The sequence below is a fragment of the Paenibacillus sp. Y5S-9 genome, from assembly GCF_036894235.1.
Lineage (GTDB): Bacteria > Bacillota > Bacilli > Paenibacillales > Paenibacillaceae > Paenibacillus.
In genome coordinates, this window is sequence record NZ_CP145887.1 from 5,796,263 (window position 1) to 5,812,964 (window position 16,702).

General features: G+C 47.3%; 19 protein-coding genes. 6 read left to right on the plus strand and 13 right to left on the minus strand.

Annotated elements, in window-relative coordinates:
* The 5 genes from sigY to V6669_RS25650 form a co-directional block, all read right to left on the minus strand.
* Complete coding sequence (gene sigY, locus V6669_RS25630; protein WP_338588532.1) at positions 1-531, minus strand: RNA polymerase sigma factor SigY; 531 nt, start codon at positions 529-531, stop codon at positions 1-3.
* 102 nt (positions 532-633) lie between these two features.
* Positions 634-879, minus strand: coding sequence for a hypothetical protein (locus V6669_RS25635; RefSeq protein WP_338588533.1), 246 nt, complete (start codon positions 877-879; stop codon positions 634-636).
* Positions 880-1,440: 561 nt separating this feature from the next.
* Complete coding sequence (locus tag V6669_RS25640) at positions 1,441-2,073, minus strand: MBL fold metallo-hydrolase (RefSeq protein ID WP_036607016.1); 633 nt, start codon at positions 2,071-2,073, stop codon at positions 1,441-1,443.
* 6 nt (positions 2,074-2,079) lie between these two features.
* On the minus strand, positions 2,080-2,649 hold the full coding sequence (locus V6669_RS25645) for a thioredoxin family protein (protein WP_017692292.1): 570 nt from the start codon (positions 2,647-2,649) through the stop codon (positions 2,080-2,082).
* Positions 2,650-2,651: 2 nt separating this feature from the next.
* A complete protein-coding gene (locus tag V6669_RS25650; protein WP_338588534.1) occupies positions 2,652-3,266 on the minus strand; it encodes a DedA family protein in 615 nt (204 codons plus the stop codon).
* 160 nt (positions 3,267-3,426) lie between these two features.
* Between V6669_RS25650 and V6669_RS25655 the strand changes: the two genes are divergently transcribed.
* Positions 3,427-3,774 (plus strand): dehydrogenase, encoded by a 348-nt coding sequence (locus V6669_RS25655; RefSeq protein ID WP_091019351.1) that lies wholly within the window; start codon positions 3,427-3,429, stop codon positions 3,772-3,774.
* A gap of 654 nt (positions 3,775-4,428) precedes the next feature.
* Here V6669_RS25655 and V6669_RS25660 read toward each other — a convergent pair.
* From V6669_RS25660 to yyaC, 5 genes are all read right to left on the minus strand, one after another.
* Positions 4,429-7,047 (minus strand): O-antigen ligase family protein, encoded by a 2,619-nt coding sequence (locus V6669_RS25660; RefSeq protein WP_338588535.1) that lies wholly within the window; start codon positions 7,045-7,047, stop codon positions 4,429-4,431.
* A 191-nt stretch (positions 7,048-7,238) separates the two neighbouring features.
* A complete protein-coding gene (locus tag V6669_RS25665; RefSeq protein ID WP_338588536.1) occupies positions 7,239-8,486 on the minus strand; it encodes an SAM-dependent methyltransferase in 1,248 nt (415 codons plus the stop codon).
* A gap of 95 nt (positions 8,487-8,581) precedes the next feature.
* Positions 8,582-9,286 carry a DUF6483 family protein gene (locus V6669_RS25670; RefSeq protein WP_338588537.1) on the minus strand — a complete coding sequence of 235 codons (705 nt, stop codon included), beginning with the start codon at positions 9,284-9,286 and terminating at the stop codon, positions 8,582-8,584.
* Between the two features lie 279 nt (positions 9,287-9,565).
* Positions 9,566-10,357, minus strand: coding sequence for an alpha/beta hydrolase (locus V6669_RS25675; protein ID WP_338588538.1), 792 nt, complete (start codon positions 10,355-10,357; stop codon positions 9,566-9,568).
* Positions 10,358-10,417: 60 nt separating this feature from the next.
* Positions 10,418-10,975 (minus strand): spore protease YyaC, encoded by a 558-nt coding sequence (gene yyaC, locus V6669_RS25680; RefSeq protein ID WP_338588539.1) that lies wholly within the window; start codon positions 10,973-10,975, stop codon positions 10,418-10,420.
* Between the two features lie 158 nt (positions 10,976-11,133).
* Between yyaC and V6669_RS25685 the strand changes: the two genes are divergently transcribed.
* A complete protein-coding gene (locus V6669_RS25685; protein WP_017692283.1) occupies positions 11,134-11,358 on the plus strand; it encodes a DUF1128 domain-containing protein in 225 nt (74 codons plus the stop codon).
* A 95-nt stretch (positions 11,359-11,453) separates the two neighbouring features.
* Here the strand turns inward: V6669_RS25685 and V6669_RS25690 are convergent, their stop codons facing one another.
* Together V6669_RS25690 and V6669_RS25695 are read right to left on the minus strand one after the other, a co-directional pair.
* Positions 11,454-12,179 carry a pirin family protein gene (locus V6669_RS25690; protein WP_338588540.1) on the minus strand — a complete coding sequence of 242 codons (726 nt, stop codon included), beginning with the start codon at positions 12,177-12,179 and terminating at the stop codon, positions 11,454-11,456.
* A 139-nt stretch (positions 12,180-12,318) separates the two neighbouring features.
* Entirely contained in the window at positions 12,319-13,338 is a 1,020-nt protein-coding gene (locus V6669_RS25695; protein ID WP_338588541.1) for an asparaginase, read from the minus strand.
* Positions 13,339-13,515: 177 nt separating this feature from the next.
* Here V6669_RS25695 and V6669_RS25700 point away from each other — a divergent pair, with 177 nt between their 5' ends.
* The 4 genes from V6669_RS25700 to V6669_RS25715 all read left to right on the plus strand — a co-directional run bounded on the left by V6669_RS25700 (position 13,516) and on the right by V6669_RS25715 (position 15,531).
* Positions 13,516-14,217 carry a phosphatase PAP2 family protein gene (locus V6669_RS25700; RefSeq protein WP_338588542.1) on the plus strand — a complete coding sequence of 234 codons (702 nt, stop codon included), beginning with the start codon at positions 13,516-13,518 and terminating at the stop codon, positions 14,215-14,217.
* 134 nt (positions 14,218-14,351) lie between these two features.
* A complete protein-coding gene (locus V6669_RS25705; protein WP_017692278.1) occupies positions 14,352-14,609 on the plus strand; it encodes a GlsB/YeaQ/YmgE family stress response membrane protein in 258 nt (85 codons plus the stop codon).
* 64 nt (positions 14,610-14,673) lie between these two features.
* Entirely contained in the window at positions 14,674-15,081 is a 408-nt protein-coding gene (locus tag V6669_RS25710; RefSeq protein WP_289390383.1) for a YtxH domain-containing protein, read from the plus strand.
* A gap of 84 nt (positions 15,082-15,165) precedes the next feature.
* Positions 15,166-15,531 (plus strand): DUF5665 domain-containing protein, encoded by a 366-nt coding sequence (locus tag V6669_RS25715; RefSeq protein WP_017692276.1) that lies wholly within the window; start codon positions 15,166-15,168, stop codon positions 15,529-15,531.
* Positions 15,532-15,552: 21 nt separating this feature from the next.
* Here the strand turns inward: V6669_RS25715 and V6669_RS25720 are convergent, their stop codons facing one another.
* The gene (locus V6669_RS25720; RefSeq protein WP_338588543.1) at positions 15,553-16,599 is read right to left on the minus strand and encodes a magnesium transporter CorA family protein; all 1,047 of its coding nucleotides are present in this window, start codon (positions 16,597-16,599) and stop codon (positions 15,553-15,555) included.
* Positions 16,600-16,702: the final 103 nt, after the last annotated feature.

Here is a 16,702-nt window from a genome sequence, read left to right on the forward strand (position 1 = left end):
TTATTCCAGCTCCTTTCTTAACTGACGGAGACCATAAGCTGTGCGTGACTTCGCCGTTCCCGCAGGAATACCCAGCATTTCCCCGATCTCGTCATACCCGTATCCATAATAATGCTTCAGTAACACTGCAACACGATGTTCGGGTGTCAGTCTTGTCATCGCATCCATGACATCTGTCCATTCTTCATTCCGAGTCTCAAGCTGCCAGCGGAATCGACGTACGGCCTGATCCCGGATGAGATCAAGCCAGTTCTGTTCTCTCTTCTTACGTCTTGTCTTATCGATATAGATGCGGGTCGCAATGGTGATCATCCATGATGAAAAGGCAGACGTGCCGTCATATCGATGGATATTTTCCATACAACGAATCATCGTATCCTGCACCGTCTCTTCTGCGAGGTTAGCATCCATCGTAACTTTGACAAGATACTTATATACAAACGTGTAGTGACGTTGCAACAACGCTGCGAGCGCGCTATCGTCTCCCGATACTGCTCTCCGTACTTCTTCGAGTTCAGCTGCCTTTATCATGAAATCACCTGCTTCCCGTTCAATCTGGAGTTAATACGACAGGCTCTGCAGAAACGTTCAATGGGATCAAAAAAAATTAAAACCCGACAATTTCCCGGGCAATCAGACTTGATTCCGGTAATCTTGCAGCTTGTCGAACCACGGTTGGTTACGGGCCCCGTTTCTTAAAACACGGCTTGTCCATATATTCTGCTGAGACTTCACCACTTCATTGGTCACGCTAGGGTTATGTATTAAAGCTTGCTCAGTACCTGTTTCTCTTTTCCCACTTTCCAATATACGACGGTTTTCTTCAATGATCGGATACTCGACACGCTGTCCCAACGGAATAACTCTTGGTTTCTCCACTTTGATATTCCCCACTCTCATGATCTATATAAGTTGAACTAAAGATTATTTACACTGACACTACGATGACAGAATAACCTTCCAATCGCTGTTATCCCCAGATTTTTTGATTCCCTTTTCCGAAGGGGAAAATCCGGGGATAGCTTATGCTTCCGATGCAGCTTTCTTGCAGAAAGCTTTTAGCTTCGCTTTTTCAGGTTCTTTCTGTCCTCTCCGTTATCGTGTAAATGATTAGTTCAACTTATATACTATTTTCTTAATCTCATCATTTCTAAACAATCTGTTCTTGTTGCTAACTTATTATTGGTCCCAAGCTGTCTTCTGATGAAGCGCATCTTACATCTCTATGTAGCGTAAAAAAGGCTAATTCTACGATAAAAAGGGGCTGAAAACAAAAAAAGAACGCAAACCGGGTATAGACCACAGTCTGCGTGCTTCGCGAGGTTGGGTGTTTCTTGGTAATGCTTCAGTTAGATGATGCCTTAACGCTTGTAACAACTAATTGCTATTCTAATGAAAAAGTTGTCACTTGTCCAGACTTTCTTCACATATCATGTCGGATTATCTTGCGGACACGTAAGGATTGTTCTGTTTCTCATAACCAATGGTCGTTTTGGGACCATGACCTGGATATACTTTAACCTCATCAGCAAAGGTGTAAAGCTTGTTCTGGATTGAATCAATCAGATCCCGTTCACGCCCTCCTGTCAGGTCCGTTCTGCCCACACCCATGCGGAACAGCACATCACCGGCAAACAGGTCATTATCACAAAGCAAACTTACACTGCCTGGGGAATGTCCAGGTGTATGGAACACTTTAAACGTATGACCAATCAGATTCAACTTCTGCCCTTCGTCCATGGCATATTCAGCAGGATCTGTCGAAAGCGGTGGTGTCGCCTGCGGCCAATTCAAAGATCCATTTAATTTCGGGGTGGTAAGCCAGTCACTCTCCAAATCATGAAGATAAACGGGACATCCCTTCAATTTACGGATCTCATCTACCCCGCCCATATGATCAAAGTGAGCATGAGTCAGGAGTATGGCTTCGATCTCCAAGTCTTGGATCGCCTTAAGCAGCGGCCCTGGATTCATGCCCGGATCAATAATGACGGCTTTACCTGGATCATCTCCTTGTAAGAGATACGCATTGGTTTGAAGCGGGCCTAGTGTAAACGTACGAATGTTAAGCATATCGGCTTAGTAACCCGAAATCAGTTCACGCAGCTCACGGATAATGGCCGCATGTGACTCCGTTCCTTCCCCATAACGTTTACCAATCTCTTGACGCGCTACAGCCAAATTTTCTTGATAATCTGCTGCTTCACGATCCGGGTTAAGGCGTTTGAATTCAATCATAACTTCCTGTACATGCTGCGGACGAGGTCCCCACTGACCTAACACATGACCACCTGTATCTGCAAAAATAACGACTGGCACGGAACGGCCACCCATCGTCAGGAACTCATCCATCACTTCCGGATGGTTCTCCATGATCAGAACTTCAGTTGGAATTCCTGAGATTTCAAGCGCCTGGAACACAACCGGAATATTACGGACAACATCCCCGCACCAGTCAGCAGCCAGAATTAACACACGCAGATCATCGCGATGGTTCAGACTCTCAAAGAACTCACGATCCTCTTCGTTCGACCAAGTAAAGCTATCATAATTGGCCTGGAATTCACTTTGGTTCTTGGTCATACTCTCGATAAAATCTTTCGGTGGCAGACCTTTACCGAATTTGTGAGACAAGTTGGGTTTACCCATGACTAGACACTTCCTTTCTTTTTACGAACATTCATCCATTTAATAAGTACATAAACGATCATAAGGGCGAGAGCGACAAGCAAAATAGGCATTACATATGGCGCCGCTTTCTCATCAATATGCTTCCATTGATCTCCAAGAATCATCCCTAAATATATAAACAATGCAGTCCAAGGTATAACAGCGAGTGTAGTAAGCAAGATGAATTTGCCTGTGTGCATTTTCGTGATGCCAGCCGGGATGGAGATTGCATGTCTTACTACCGGAACAAAACGCGCCGTGAAAATGACACCTGTACCATACTTGCGGAACCACTCCTCGGAATGGTCGATGTGTTTTTTCTGGATGAGTATGTATTTACCGTAGCGTTCAAGTACAGGTCTGCCGCCATAACGGCCAATCCAGTAAATAAATAACTGGGCAATCACACCGCCCACCGTACCAAAAATCATAGCACCGAAGAAGTTGATATTACCTTGTGAAACGAGAAAACCTCCATACGCCAGCACAATTTCGCTTGGGATAACTTCCACCATTAATCCAAGCATGATTCCAAAGTACCCAAGACTTTGAATCCAATCGAACAATTGGCCAACAAGGTTATGAATAAAGTCCATCTCAACCCTCTTTCTCCATCCTGATTGGCGGTGCCCCTCCGCACCATGGATGTTCGTCCCTATTTTATCACAGGGCTGTGGACGTTGCTACTTCACGAGGTTGGGATAGTGTCCCGTTCGCAGCAGTCCGCATATGGTATGGGGAGAGGAGCGTGAGAAGATGTCACACAAGTCAATACCCGGTTCTCCGCCGGTCAAACATACGCAATCTGGTCAAAACCTTCCTTCTGCTAGAGGAATTCGCCGGGCATGCAGCAAGGAATTGTACCGGACAGCCAAAAGGCTAAAAGTATATGTCTCTCCCGAACGGATGAAGCAGGCAGAAGAATATTATTACGGTAAGGTGATTGCTAATCTGCTCTGGATTGGGGAGAATCGCGACAACCGTAAAAAATTATGTGAGTGGTGGAACACGGATGTCAGTGCAGAGATCGCGGCGATGTGGGAAGTAGATGTTGAACCATTAAAAGATGCGTTTCAGCACGCATTTGGCGGTTATCGTCTGTAGATATGGAGGAATGAGGCAGGTAGCTGTGTTTTCAAACCTACTGAAAGAGGCAGCAAAGCTGAAGCGAATCTGAACATGTTAGGAACAGGCGCGGGCACTTTGTCCTTAACGTGTGATGTTAATGCCACCTTCACGTACGAGTAAGCGTTAGAGACAACATAAATGCGAATTTCTCTTTCCGATGTATAGCTTCGCTCCAGGTGAAATTCGGGGGCGACCTCTGGCTTGCGGTTGGAGCAGAGCATGGAGCCGACCTCCAGGTGGAGCATGAATATAAACTGTGAGTATGAACATAAGCTGGAATTATATTTTCATGCTCATGCTCATACTCATACTCAAGGCCACGAGCGCTAACGAATCTGAGGCGTCTTATTCAAGGGTTTGAAGCACTCTTAGAAATCTAAGGAATCTGAGACACGTTATATCGGAATTTTTGGCTTTTTATAGAGTTTTTGTTAGGGGATTTCGGAAAATAACGTGTCTGATGTTCCTTACAATTTACAAAGAGAAGCTAGAGGCGATATAAGACGTCCTGTGTTCCTTAGAAAATCGCATACCCCCCCGCAAAGAGCAGCCAGCTTGGACTCCCAGAATTTTGAGACGCTGACATCCATCATCATATAGCTTGGGTAAACGACAAGATCCAGTAGTGATTCAAGGGCTCCGCTTGGTCAACTCTGGAGTAAACGGAGGGTAAAAAGCCGAGGCAAGCCTGCGCAGGTTCTCTCCATAGCCTGGAGCATGTTCCTCCAATACAAAACGGCGATCATTGCGAACGTTTCCTGCTTCCACTTCCTCAGCCAACAGTTGATACCGTTCATACATCTGGACACCAGCGGCAGCAGTCTGTCGGGCTCGCTCTCTATATCCTGCCTCCCATTCCCGCCGCGCTGCCTGCTCCATCCAATACAAAGCCGCGGATTGGCTAATGCTATCATACCGATTCAATGCAATCGCTTGTTTAAAATATACTCCAGCCTGCTGTCCTTCGCCGAATTGTGCTGCCAATCGTCCCAGTTCGATGTAAATCTGAGGGTGCATCGGGGAATGGGACAGGTTGTTTAAAAGGAGTGATTCTGCTTCTCGTCCTGGGAGCGTTCGCGCAAGAGATATCACGATATCCGATCGATTCGGGTTAGACCGAAGGGCAGCCATAAGATGCACCTTCTGTGCTGGAGTGCCATAAGGTTCAGACATCGCCTGACGGTACTGCACTTCTGCTACGGCATATCGGGAGGTCAGCCAGACTGTTCCACCAAGCCAGAAAAAGATGATCATCACTGTGGATACCCTTATTAGCCGAGCAGTTACTCGCTGAAGAAGATGACAGAAGGTACGCATCGGGATAGTTGATCGGCGGAATTGAGTTGATAAAGATCGGAAGAAACGAGTTCTGGCTCTGAATGTGGATGTGGATGTGGATCTGGATGTGGACCTGAATGTAAATTTGGACCTGGAGGTTGTGTATTTCGCAGTTACACCCAGTTGCTTGCCTTCCAAAGCTTCCGTCTTCAATGCTGATGCCCAAGCACCGAGCCAGATGAAGAACATCCAGAATAAGGTGAAGCTCCAGTCAAAGTCCATCGCCCCATGCAGACCAAAAACAAGCACGGATGGCATGAGCTGCGGTGCAAAACGAAAGATGCTCCGCAGGGTGAGGAGAAACCACCCTGCGACAAGCACGATGCCGATCAAGCCCGTGTCCAGGGCAAGATCGAGCAAGCCGTTGTGGACCTCGCCTCCAACATAAGGCGAGGATTGAATGGCGCGAAACATGTTGCGCCATGTGTCTCCCCCGTGGCCGAGCCATGCGGCCTCGGTCCACAGCTGGAGGGCGTCCCGCCACATCTGTAGGCGGGACACCCCAGTGCCGACACCCGCCGCGAGGCGATCGGCGGTGGAGGCCACGGCCATGAGTGCGGCGGCGGCTCCCGCCAGCACGATGGCCGTCAGGGCAGCGGCGCGCGGAGCCTTGGCGGCGCCGCTGTGCCATAGGCGGCACAGCAGCAGCGTGCCGAGCAGCGCAGCTGCCCATGCCCCGGCCAGTGCCAGCAGGCCTGGCACGGGTGCAGGCGCCAGCTGGGCAGTAGCCAGCTGGCGGTACAGCCAGGCCGCGCACGCCAGTGGCGCGGCCATGGCCAGCAGCAGCGGCAGGCGGGCACCGCGCCGCTGCAAAACAAAGGCGGCGACCGCGGCGCAGCCGGTCGCCAGCCAAGCGCCGCGCGACTCGCTCAGCAGGAGCGCGGCTTGCGCGGGCATGAGCGGCAGCACTGCCGCGATGAGTCGCCCGGCCGGCACAGGCCGGGCTATGACTCGCGCGGCGGCTGTTAGCCGCTCCAATGCGTACATGCCAGCAATGGCACCGTACGCATTAGGGTACTGCAATAATCCGCCGAGCCTTGCTCCGGCGGAGCTGATCTCGGGGTCAGCAGTCCGCATCACCCCGAAGGGCAGCGGCAATATCCCGCACACGGCAAGGATGCCGCTTAGCACAAGCAAGCCGCCTGCCATCTGCCAACCGCAGGCTAACCAACGCGCACCATCCGTGCGCGCAGCCAGTATTGCAGTGAGCAGAGTAAACATCGCAAGCAGGCTCCATCGCAGCATCTCATCCATGCTGCCCTGTTTACTCACCGAGCCTGCCAACGCATGTACCCCAAAACATGTCATCATCCCCAGCGGCCACAATACCCGCCACATTCCCGGAAATCGAAATATGTTCTCAACGATTCGTTCGATGTTCCCCTGATCCTGTACCAATGACATGGGTATTCGTTCACTCGCCTTCTGTGGACGAGTACCTACAAGGAAAAGAAATAATAGGATCAATATGCTTCCTGCTGCGATCAGAATGACAGGATACAGATCCGCCGAATAATATAGTCCCCGACTCAGACACCCTGCAAGTAGCAAGATAATTGAGAGTATGCCCAGCCCAACAGTCCCTCCCGACCCTGAATAATGTTCACTTCTCAAGATCCAAGGAAAACGACCTGACCCATCAATTTGGATAACTCCATTTGATTGATATGTATCATCTTTTTCATACATATCATCTTTGTTGTATGTATTTTCCCTATGATATGCACTGTCTCTACTGCCCTTACTGTCTCTACCGTCCCTCTTGCCCCCATTACATAAGTCCCTGTTATCTATATATTCTGTACCATTTGCATGGTGAGACCCTTCAAACACCTGTTCCAACATTTCCTCATTCGCCGCATACGCTCGTCTATACCTTACAACTCCCTTATGCATTGTCCTATTCTTCATCCTTATACCCCCTCCTTCCTTCCACCGCTCCATATGCATAACAAAAAGACAGAAGATCCCGATAACGGGTCCTTCTGCCTGATATACATCTGACAGTTATGATGTTGATTGCTACGAAGTATGTGCATTGAATATCATTTTACATTCAGAGACCCTAATTGCAGTATGTCCCTGTATTGTCATTGGCACACTCAGCAAAGGTCGCAATTTGCGGAATCTTGAACGATTTCTTTGCTCGAATTTGATTTCCCGTTGGCCTGCTTGCCATTGCCAGGAAGCAAATCGGCACAAGCCCGCTCTAAATATGGATCGGCATGAATGAAATCACGGAAAGCCGTATATTCATTCCACATTTCTGTCACTTCGCCCGCCTGACCGCGAACAGCACGAATCAATATGTTTTTAGGCGTATTCTCCATATCGATGAATTCAAGCAATTGTGTCTTGTATCCCATCAGATCAAGCAACTTCGCACGAATCCCATCCGTAGCCAGTGCGGAAAAACGTTCCTTGAGGATGCCATGGGACAACAACGGATTCATCACGGAAGCCTCTACTTGATCAAACAGTTCATGCTGACAGCAAGGAACAGACAGAATAACAGAAGCCCCCCAACGAACTGCCTTCTCCAAAGCAGCATCGGTAGCTGTGTCACAGGCATGAAGCGTGACAACCATATCCACTTCATTCAATTCATCGTAGTCCGCGATGTCTCCAACCAGAAACTTCAGATCGCCATAATGCAATCGATTAGCCAGATCATTACAGTGTTCAATTACATCTGCCTTCAAGTCCAACCCAATAATTTTGAGTGAACGCCGTTGTTGTACAGACAGATAATGATATAACGCAAATGTCAGATAAGACTTCCCGCAACCAAAATCAACGATGGTAAGTGGACGTCCCTCTGGCAGATGCGGAATGACATCCTGCACCATTTCGAGGAAACGGTTGATCTGTCTGAACTTGTCATACTTGCGGGCCAGCACACGACCTTCTTCGTTCATAATACCAAGTTCAACGAGGAACGAGACGGGTACTCCCTCCTCCAATACATATTGCTTCTTGCGATTATGCGACAGATCCACTGCAGTTTTGGAAGCAGATTTGGTCAGAATGGATACTTTATATTTTTTGCTGATCAAAATTTGATAGTCTGCCTCGGTCGTACAGAGCAGCCCTTGACGAAACGTCTCTTCACATAACAAAGTCATGCGCTCAGCCGCTTCAGCCGGAGTCAAATTCTCATGCAGCACTTTGTTGTTATAATGGAATGCAAATTGATAATGCAGCTGATTCTTCAGTGTCACCGGCTTGACTTGCACTTTGGTATACGAGACATTGTCCCGTCTGCGCAGCTGGCTCCAGGTCGCTGTAATCAGCGAATTCTGTTCAAAGATGTCTTGTATAAGCTTTCGCAATGAATCCACGGGGTACATCTCACTTTCGGTTTGGTTTGGTCAACCGTTACCATACCACAATTACGTTCCCTCTCCAAGTAAGGGCATGTAACAGGACTTAATCCTATCCATATTTAGGAGCTCATCTCTTGACGACTTAGTTCGGCTAACCCCTCTTCAATTTCGTTCCGTGGCAGACCGCCCTGCTCCAGCTGTTCATCCGTGAGTTGGCTCAATCTTTCGTAGAACGCCTGTACATCATCTCGGTAGCTCACCGGGAACTCATCACCAAGCTGGAGCAGTCTGTACCAACTGTTCTCTGCCTGGTCGTAACGTCCTTGTTGTTCACGATAGAGGGCAAGCTGTCTTTCAGTTCGAGCAGGAAGTTCATATACTTTGGTAAGCCCCAATACACCCTCCACCCGTTCCGGTGCATTCAATAACTGGGGATTAGCACCATGATTCAATGCATATAGGTAAAAATGAAGTGATCTCATCAATCGAATGACAGCCTCATCCTCTGCGTCCATTCTCTCCTGATCATCGATGCCTTCCACTTTGGCCTTCTCTTGATAAATATAAGCCTCTTCTTCAATCAGCCTCGCGGCTTGCTGCAGATTGTCTACCTCAATCATTCCGCGAAAACGGAACATTTCAATAACATCCTCTGCAGGCAACGAGTTCAGTAGCGATAAGTTCATCCCAAACTGCCTGCGCATCAACTCATCCAGTTCAGACAATGCCTCGGTGTGCTTACGTTGTTGTTTGAGCGTGAACACTTTGCCAATTGCCTCTGTCATTTCCTCCATCATGCGGAGCAGATAATCTTTTCTGAACATGCTGTATGCCCCCTCATCATTCGACCCTATATATCCCAATCGCCCTAATATCGTTCCTTTATATTTATTTTAATTCATGCCATGACAAAAAGCCAAAAACAAGACGCACAAGTCTTTGCTCTGGCCATGAACACACCGAGCCCCCGCCTATCCCAAAAGGACATGGCAGGGGCTCGGTTGAAATGGAACTGGTTACTCCTCCTCCACAAGAGGTTGAATCATCCAGAAACCAAACTATATTCTAATATCTAATGAAATCAACATAAATTACTTCATCAATTACTTCGATAATCCAGCCATAAATTGTTTAATGACCTGAATTAACTCTTCAGGAGCTTCATACATGCTCATATGACCCGCACCCGCAATCACGGCCTGCACGATATGTGGCTTGTCACTTGTAAATGTACGTTCTGGCGGGATAATAGCATCCTTCTCTCCCGCAACCAGCAATACAGGTAAAGGTGTAGCCGATAACACATCGCGGCGATCCGGGCGTTCTCGCATAGCAAGTGCAGCACCAACCGCACCTTGAGGAGCAGTCTGGTAACCAATTTCCTTCACACGTGTGACATGCTTAGATAGCGATTCCACATGTTCCGGTGCAAACAGTCCGGGAACCAGTCCATCTACAAAATTTACGATACCTTCAGTTTGAATGGTGGATACAGCGCGAAGGCGTTTCTCCTTGGCTTCTTCACTGTCCGGATAGGCTGTCGAATGAATCAGACCAAATGCATTCAATCGTTCCGGGTGACGTTGTGCAATTGAGAGCGCAATATATCCCCCCATCGAGTGTCCCAGAAGGACAGCCTTTTCCACATTTAACTCATCCATCAACTGTAATACATCGTTGCCCATCTGTTCGATGGTATAACTTCCTACAGGTGCATCTGTTTTTCCGTGTCCACGCAGATCAGGTACGATACAGCGATAGCTGCGTGCCAGTTCAGGTACGACCTCATCCCAATACGATGAACTGCCACAGTATCCGTGGAGCAAAATGAGTGCTTCTCCCTTACCTTGTTCGGCATAACAAATCGTCGTTCCATCACACATCACTTTTTCCATATGAATCCCTCTCTCTGCGCGAATTAAATAATTCAGGTTGTATATTATTAAGCCTACATATCATGAATGAAACGTTTGTCTCCATTTCCATGCTTCAATTGCGGCGTCTGCAATCGTCCGGGACATCCCCATGACCAAGTGGAGCGAGGTCATCTGCAAAATGGAATAGGGCCTTGGTCCATTCGCATTAACCACAGCTGCTACACTGTATTGTCCAACAGGGGGTAGCTTGCCTCCGACCGATTGGGCCGGAATGAGTGGGTTATTCGAGAGATAGTATGTACCTACCGCATTTTTTGGACCCAGACATGCATCAATCGCTATGATGGCATGGTGTGCAGGAATAAGTGTCAATTTCTTTTCCAGCGTATCTGCATCACAAGGGGAAGACAGCGTGCCAATCACGTTCTCCATTCCACTCTCTTGCAGTAAACTTCCTGTCAGTGGACCCAGAGCATCCCCGGTGGAACGATCAGTACCGATGCAGACAAACGTGATTTCAGCTGGAGAATGAAGTTGAACGATGTTTTTGAAAAATAAGACCAGATTCTCTGCAGGCACACCTTTGCGGACTTCCCTTCCTTGATGGCGAACCATTTCTCGCTTATACGCTGCCAAGCTGTATTCCCTCCAGTACACTCAGGTTCCCGTTAAATCCTGTTGTTGTATCCATCATTGTAACCGATGCTTGGTTTCCCCGCAAAAGCATTAGCCTGAGCGCTTCCAATCATGATACAATAACAAGAGTTTCCGATACGGAAGGGATGAACTTAACGATGGATTTAACACAAGCAACAGCAGCCAATATGGAATATATGATTGAAGCGATCAAAACCAAACTTCGTATGGCAAGCGGTGCCGCCATGCAAGCTTCTTCATTCCCACTTGAGAAATATGAAGATCTGTTTGACCTGTATGAAATGATTTTGAGCAAGGAACATCTCAGTATCTCTGAAGTGGAAGCTGTCGCTTCGGAACTGGGTAATCTTCGTAAATCTTAAGCCAAAAAAGGACCTGTTTCCACATCACCGTGGGAACAGGTCCTTTTTCACATGTTTATATTTCCAGACTATCTTTTAAGGAATACATCCCATCCTTAAGGCAGGTCAACCAAAACAAATTCGGCAGGTTCACTGGCTGTGCTCGTGATTTGCAGATCACAACTTTTGCGAATTCGTGCAGCATCTCCCGGCTTCAGGTTGAAGTTACCATCCGAACAATGAATCTCCACATGCCCACTGATCAGGAAAAGATGTGTCCGTCGATCTTCGTGTTGTGGGTACATCAACTTCTTCCCGGACTCCAAATGGGACAGGTAACAGGTTACATCCTGGGAAATAGGCAATGCGCCTTCGGTTCCCTCTCCCCCTTGCCCGGATACAATCGGACATAGACGATTTAAATGCTCCTGCGGCTCTATTCTCCGATTCGTATAGGATGGTTTCAGCATACGCTCCGATGGCAAAAACCACATCTGGAGGAAACGTACCTGTTCATCCGCTGACGGATTGGTCTCAGAATGTTCCACTCCCGTACCCGCACTCATCACCTGGACCGTACCCGGTTCAAGCAATTGCTCTGTTCCCATACTATCCGTATGTTTGAGTGTACCTGATATGACATAACTGACAAGTTCAAGATCATGATGTGGATGTTTCTTAAAGCCTTCTTGCGGCATCAGCGTGTTTTCATTATGAGCCAACAGACAGCCAAAATGGGCATTGCTTGGATCATCATAATCCGCAAAGGAAAAGCTGAATTCACTGTGTATCCAACCTCGATCCGACGTGTGCCTTTCTTCCGATGTCACCACTTTAATCATGTTCATCCACCTCCAAGGGTTTAGAGCTGCCACATTACCGCGGCAGTCCGTGCGTGTATATGAATTGTATAGATGAATACCAGTTGGTATGTCATCTTTACCCGGGGTCCGGCAACTCTAATCACGCCCCTTCTTAAGGTTATACGCTATCTTCAAGTGAGTGGAGAATGAACTCACTATCTGCATGACCTACAAGGGTACCCGCATCATTTCGGATGTCCGAAGGGAATACTTCAGCCAATCGCGCAATGGTTCTCTCATTGGAGTAACCAATCTGTTTCAGGATGGATTGGGTAATAAAGGCCCACTCTTCCTCAGAACCATCAAGGACCTTGAAGGTGATTCCCAATCGTTCTTTTTTCAGACCAAAACCGAATACCCCTTTGAATCCACCTTTCGCTACAATGTTATCATCTTCCAGCAGCACTGAATCTACACGCTCCGTGCCACCTACCATCAACGGATGTTCATTCATAGCTGATGTTATGGTCTCTACAGCTGTTCTTGTGGAAGGATCAGCGATAAGATCCGGACAGGCGAGCTTCAGATAAGCGTTCGACAATGCCGACAACGGCAAAGAAAATACCGGAAAGCCGCAGCCATCCGTCCCAAGCTCAATCTCTTTTTCCTCAATACCTGCCAGGTCGGCAAAGGTTTCAAGAATTTCACGTTGTACCGGATGATCCGGTTCAGCGTAACTGCCCAGATCCACCTGCTTCATCTGACTGTACCCCAGAATTCCCAGATGTTTTCCGGAGCAATTGTGCAAGATGCGCCGTTTCTCCCCTTGACCACGTAACCATTGATTACGGCTTTCTTCATTAAGCGGATAGCTTGGTGCACAGATCAGGCATTCTTCTCCCAATCCGATCTTACCGGATAACTGCTCCAGCACCCGAATGTGTTCCGGTTCCGAACGATGCGAAGAGGACATAATGGCGATCTCCTGTGATGATAGGCCATAGTGACTGGCAATTCCTGCCCGAATACCTGGAATGGCTTGAAAAGGTTTGGCAGATGAACGAGTGAACGCTCTAAAATGAGGGTCACCAGCCGAGTATACGATTCGGCCATACTCATCCGTAATACTTATGTGTCCGTAATGGGCGCATTCCATGACGCCTGCACGGTATTCTTTAATTAACAAGGCACTCTCCATGCGAGTTCTCTCCTTTGTGCTCCCGATTTCATCTCTGCTTTGCGTCACGACGCCGCATGGGATATCTTAAATAGTATAGTATAAAAGCGACGTTTTTACAGTTTTTTCGACAGGCATTTCGGGTATAGCTTTATCATCTATGTTCATCTACTACAATAACTGAAGGAGAAACTCATTATGCAGCGCAAAACGTATTCATCAGCCTCATTCAGTTCAACTCCCGGCACGTTGTTACGTCCACTCCTCAACTGGGGTTTGGCTGGTCTGGCCCTCAGCGCATCGGTTGTATTCATCCTGGCAGGTCTGGGTGCCTGGTTGGGGGCTGATGTTATTATTCGTCTGGATGATCAAATTCAGCAATTATTTTATCTGAATTCAGATTCACGTCTTCATCTATTCCCTTACACTGCATTCATAACCGCACTGGGCTCATTCAAAATCTCTGCTGTGGCTGTAGGAGGTTTTGCTCTTCTTTTCTTCATACAACGTAGTCCAAGGTTTGTTATATATGGATATGCGCTCACGGGAAGTTTTGCCATGATCTGGATTCTGAACACGTTATTGAAGGAATTTTTCAGACGAAGCAGACCTGAACTGGATCATCTGTTGGTCGTTCACGGGTACAGCTTTCCCAGCGGACATGCCATGATCTCCATGGGCTTCTACGGCATGCTCTTTGTAATCTGGGCCATTGAACGACAGCGACATAACTCTTTCGGTGTGTGGCTTCCTGTTCTATGTGGTATCAGTTTTATTTTCTTGATTGGCCTCAGCCGAATCATGTTGGGCGTTCATTATCCTACGGATGTATTTACTGGATTTACTGCTGGATTGGCATGGATCTTCTGTATGGTTAAGGGGATTAAACAAAGCCGCTAAAAAATAAATTCCTCTGATTTCCAGTTCATTCTTCCTCATCTTTATTGTTTCATAGGGTTGCACGGGGTTTATATACGAAGTAAGCAAACGCGAACAGACAACATCCTACATCAAGTTTAAAGGAGGCGGTTGTTATGTGGGGCATCATTATCAGCATTGTGATGGCTGTCATCATCGGTTTGATCGGAGATGCACTTGCCGGTCACAACATGCCTGGAGGCATAATCGGTGCAATGATTGCCGGATTTGCCGGAGCTTGGCTAGGAGCACTTTTGCTTGGTAACTGGGGACCAGTTATCGGTAACTTTGCCATCATCCCTGCCATCATTGGTACAGCGCTCTTTGTTTTCTTGCTGGGGCTTGTGTCCAGACTGCTAAGACAGGCTGCCTGATTCGGGCAACAAGGTGTTCGTTGTTTCGTATTTGTTTCTTAATTTGAAGAAGGAGTGATTAGACATGAATAAAGCAGAAGAGCAATATCCTGTACAGACGGGTTCGACTTTCGCAAAAGGTATTTTCATCGGGGGTTTACTTGGAGCTGCAGCAGCACTACTCTTTGCGCCTAAACCGGGACGTGAATTGCGTGGTGACCTTTCCGAGAAAGTGGGCATCGTTACTGACCGCACCAAAGAAGTGGCAACTGTTGTAGGTGACAAAGCCTCTGAACTGGCTAAAACGGTCTCTTCCAAAACTTCCGACATTGCAAAAACGGTAAATCAAGGCCGCAATGATGTAATGGACTCTGTGAGAAAAGCGTCCGCTGATGTGGCTAACGAAGCATCCCGTGCATCTGATGAAGTGGCTGCCGCTTCCATTGAAGCGAAGGAAGATGCACGCAAAGAACTTAACTCGACTAGCCTGTAAGGCGATACAGATCGAGTGACCAATAGCCAGCTGCACTCCAGCTGGCTATTTTTTATCCAATGCGAGTTGAGGAGGACGAATAACATGAGTAAAGTTACAATTAACGGTAATACTCCAATTACGGGAGGAACACCGGCACAGCAGTATGATACAAGCGAGCATCCGTTTGAATTGCGTCATGAGGTAAAGCGATTGAACACCCGTCTGGACCAGATTGCAGACAGTCTGGAGAGAGCACAGATTAAGGATATTATTGAGAATTACAGCAGTCCTAAAAAGCGGATTATTACCAACTTTACAGCAGGCATGGCACGAGGTCTCGGTCTGACTGTGGGTACCTTTGTTGTTCTCGGTTTGCTGGCATTCATTCTCAGCCAATTCGTGAATATGCCGATTGTGGGCCAATATATCGCTGACTTGCTTGGTTATATTGAAGATTACAAAAACTAAGAAACAAAGAAACTAAGAGGACTAACCAACAGTAGGCTTACCCTTACGTTTTTCCGCTGCTCCTTTTTTCTCTGTCTCTTCAGCTGAAGGCTGTGAGGATTTCACTTTGAGCAGATCTCCTGTCCAGCCTTTCATCATCAGCCATACATACATGCTGATCATGCTTAAGATAATAACAACAAGGACCAGTACAACTCCCCATGATTTATCAATAAAGGGCAGGTTCTCAAAGTTCATCCCCCATATCGCGCCAGCTGCTGTAGCGGGTATGAACACAGCGGTAACAATGGTCAGTGTTTTCATGATCTCATTGCCACGTACACCGGAGATTGCATTATCAATGGAGATTAATGTATCGATCTCTTTCTCGTAATGACTAAACAATCGTTCCATTCGCTCTACTCGATGTTGGAGCTGTTGGAAGTATCGATTCTCATTTATTTCATCAAGGTAAGCCTCATGTGAAGCGGCCATCAGTTCCGAATAAGGGATGAACAGATTACTCCAATACAATAATTCAAATCGAGCAGCGAGAATCTGGTCCATCAAGGTGCGAGCATTGCGGGATTCCATCTTCCGTTCCAGATCACGCAGGTTCATCTCAAAATGATCCATTCCCACGTGGTAGTAATGCAGTATAGCTCGAAAAAGTACAAACATCCCGTCCCTGGCCTCACTACATTGCTGTAACATATACGCGCGTTCATCCGTCTTCATAATCCCTCGGGTATTGTCATCCATATTCAAGGTAACCAGGTTATTGCGATCGACATAAAAAAACATCTGATTATCTTGGCGTTGGTCATCTCTCTCATTCTTGATCGCATACAACAATGAACCAAATATAACTGGTTCTGTACCATTCACAAAACGCACGGACAGATAATTCGATTCAACTTCCGGAATTTTATGAAGCCAATACTGCATATCCGGAAATGCCTCTGTCAGCTCCTTCACAGCATCCTTCATGCTATCGGTGTCAGGTGCAACCCAATCCCACCATTGCCAATGGTCCGAGCAATTTAACTTGTCACGGCGGGCTTCCAACTTGATTTGGTTCACAATCACTTTATCCACTCCTGCACTTATGTTCGTTCATTGCATACCCATCTTTTTTTGATCCCAAAAAGGACACGTATGCATTTCAGTGCAATGACGTGTCCTTCTTTAT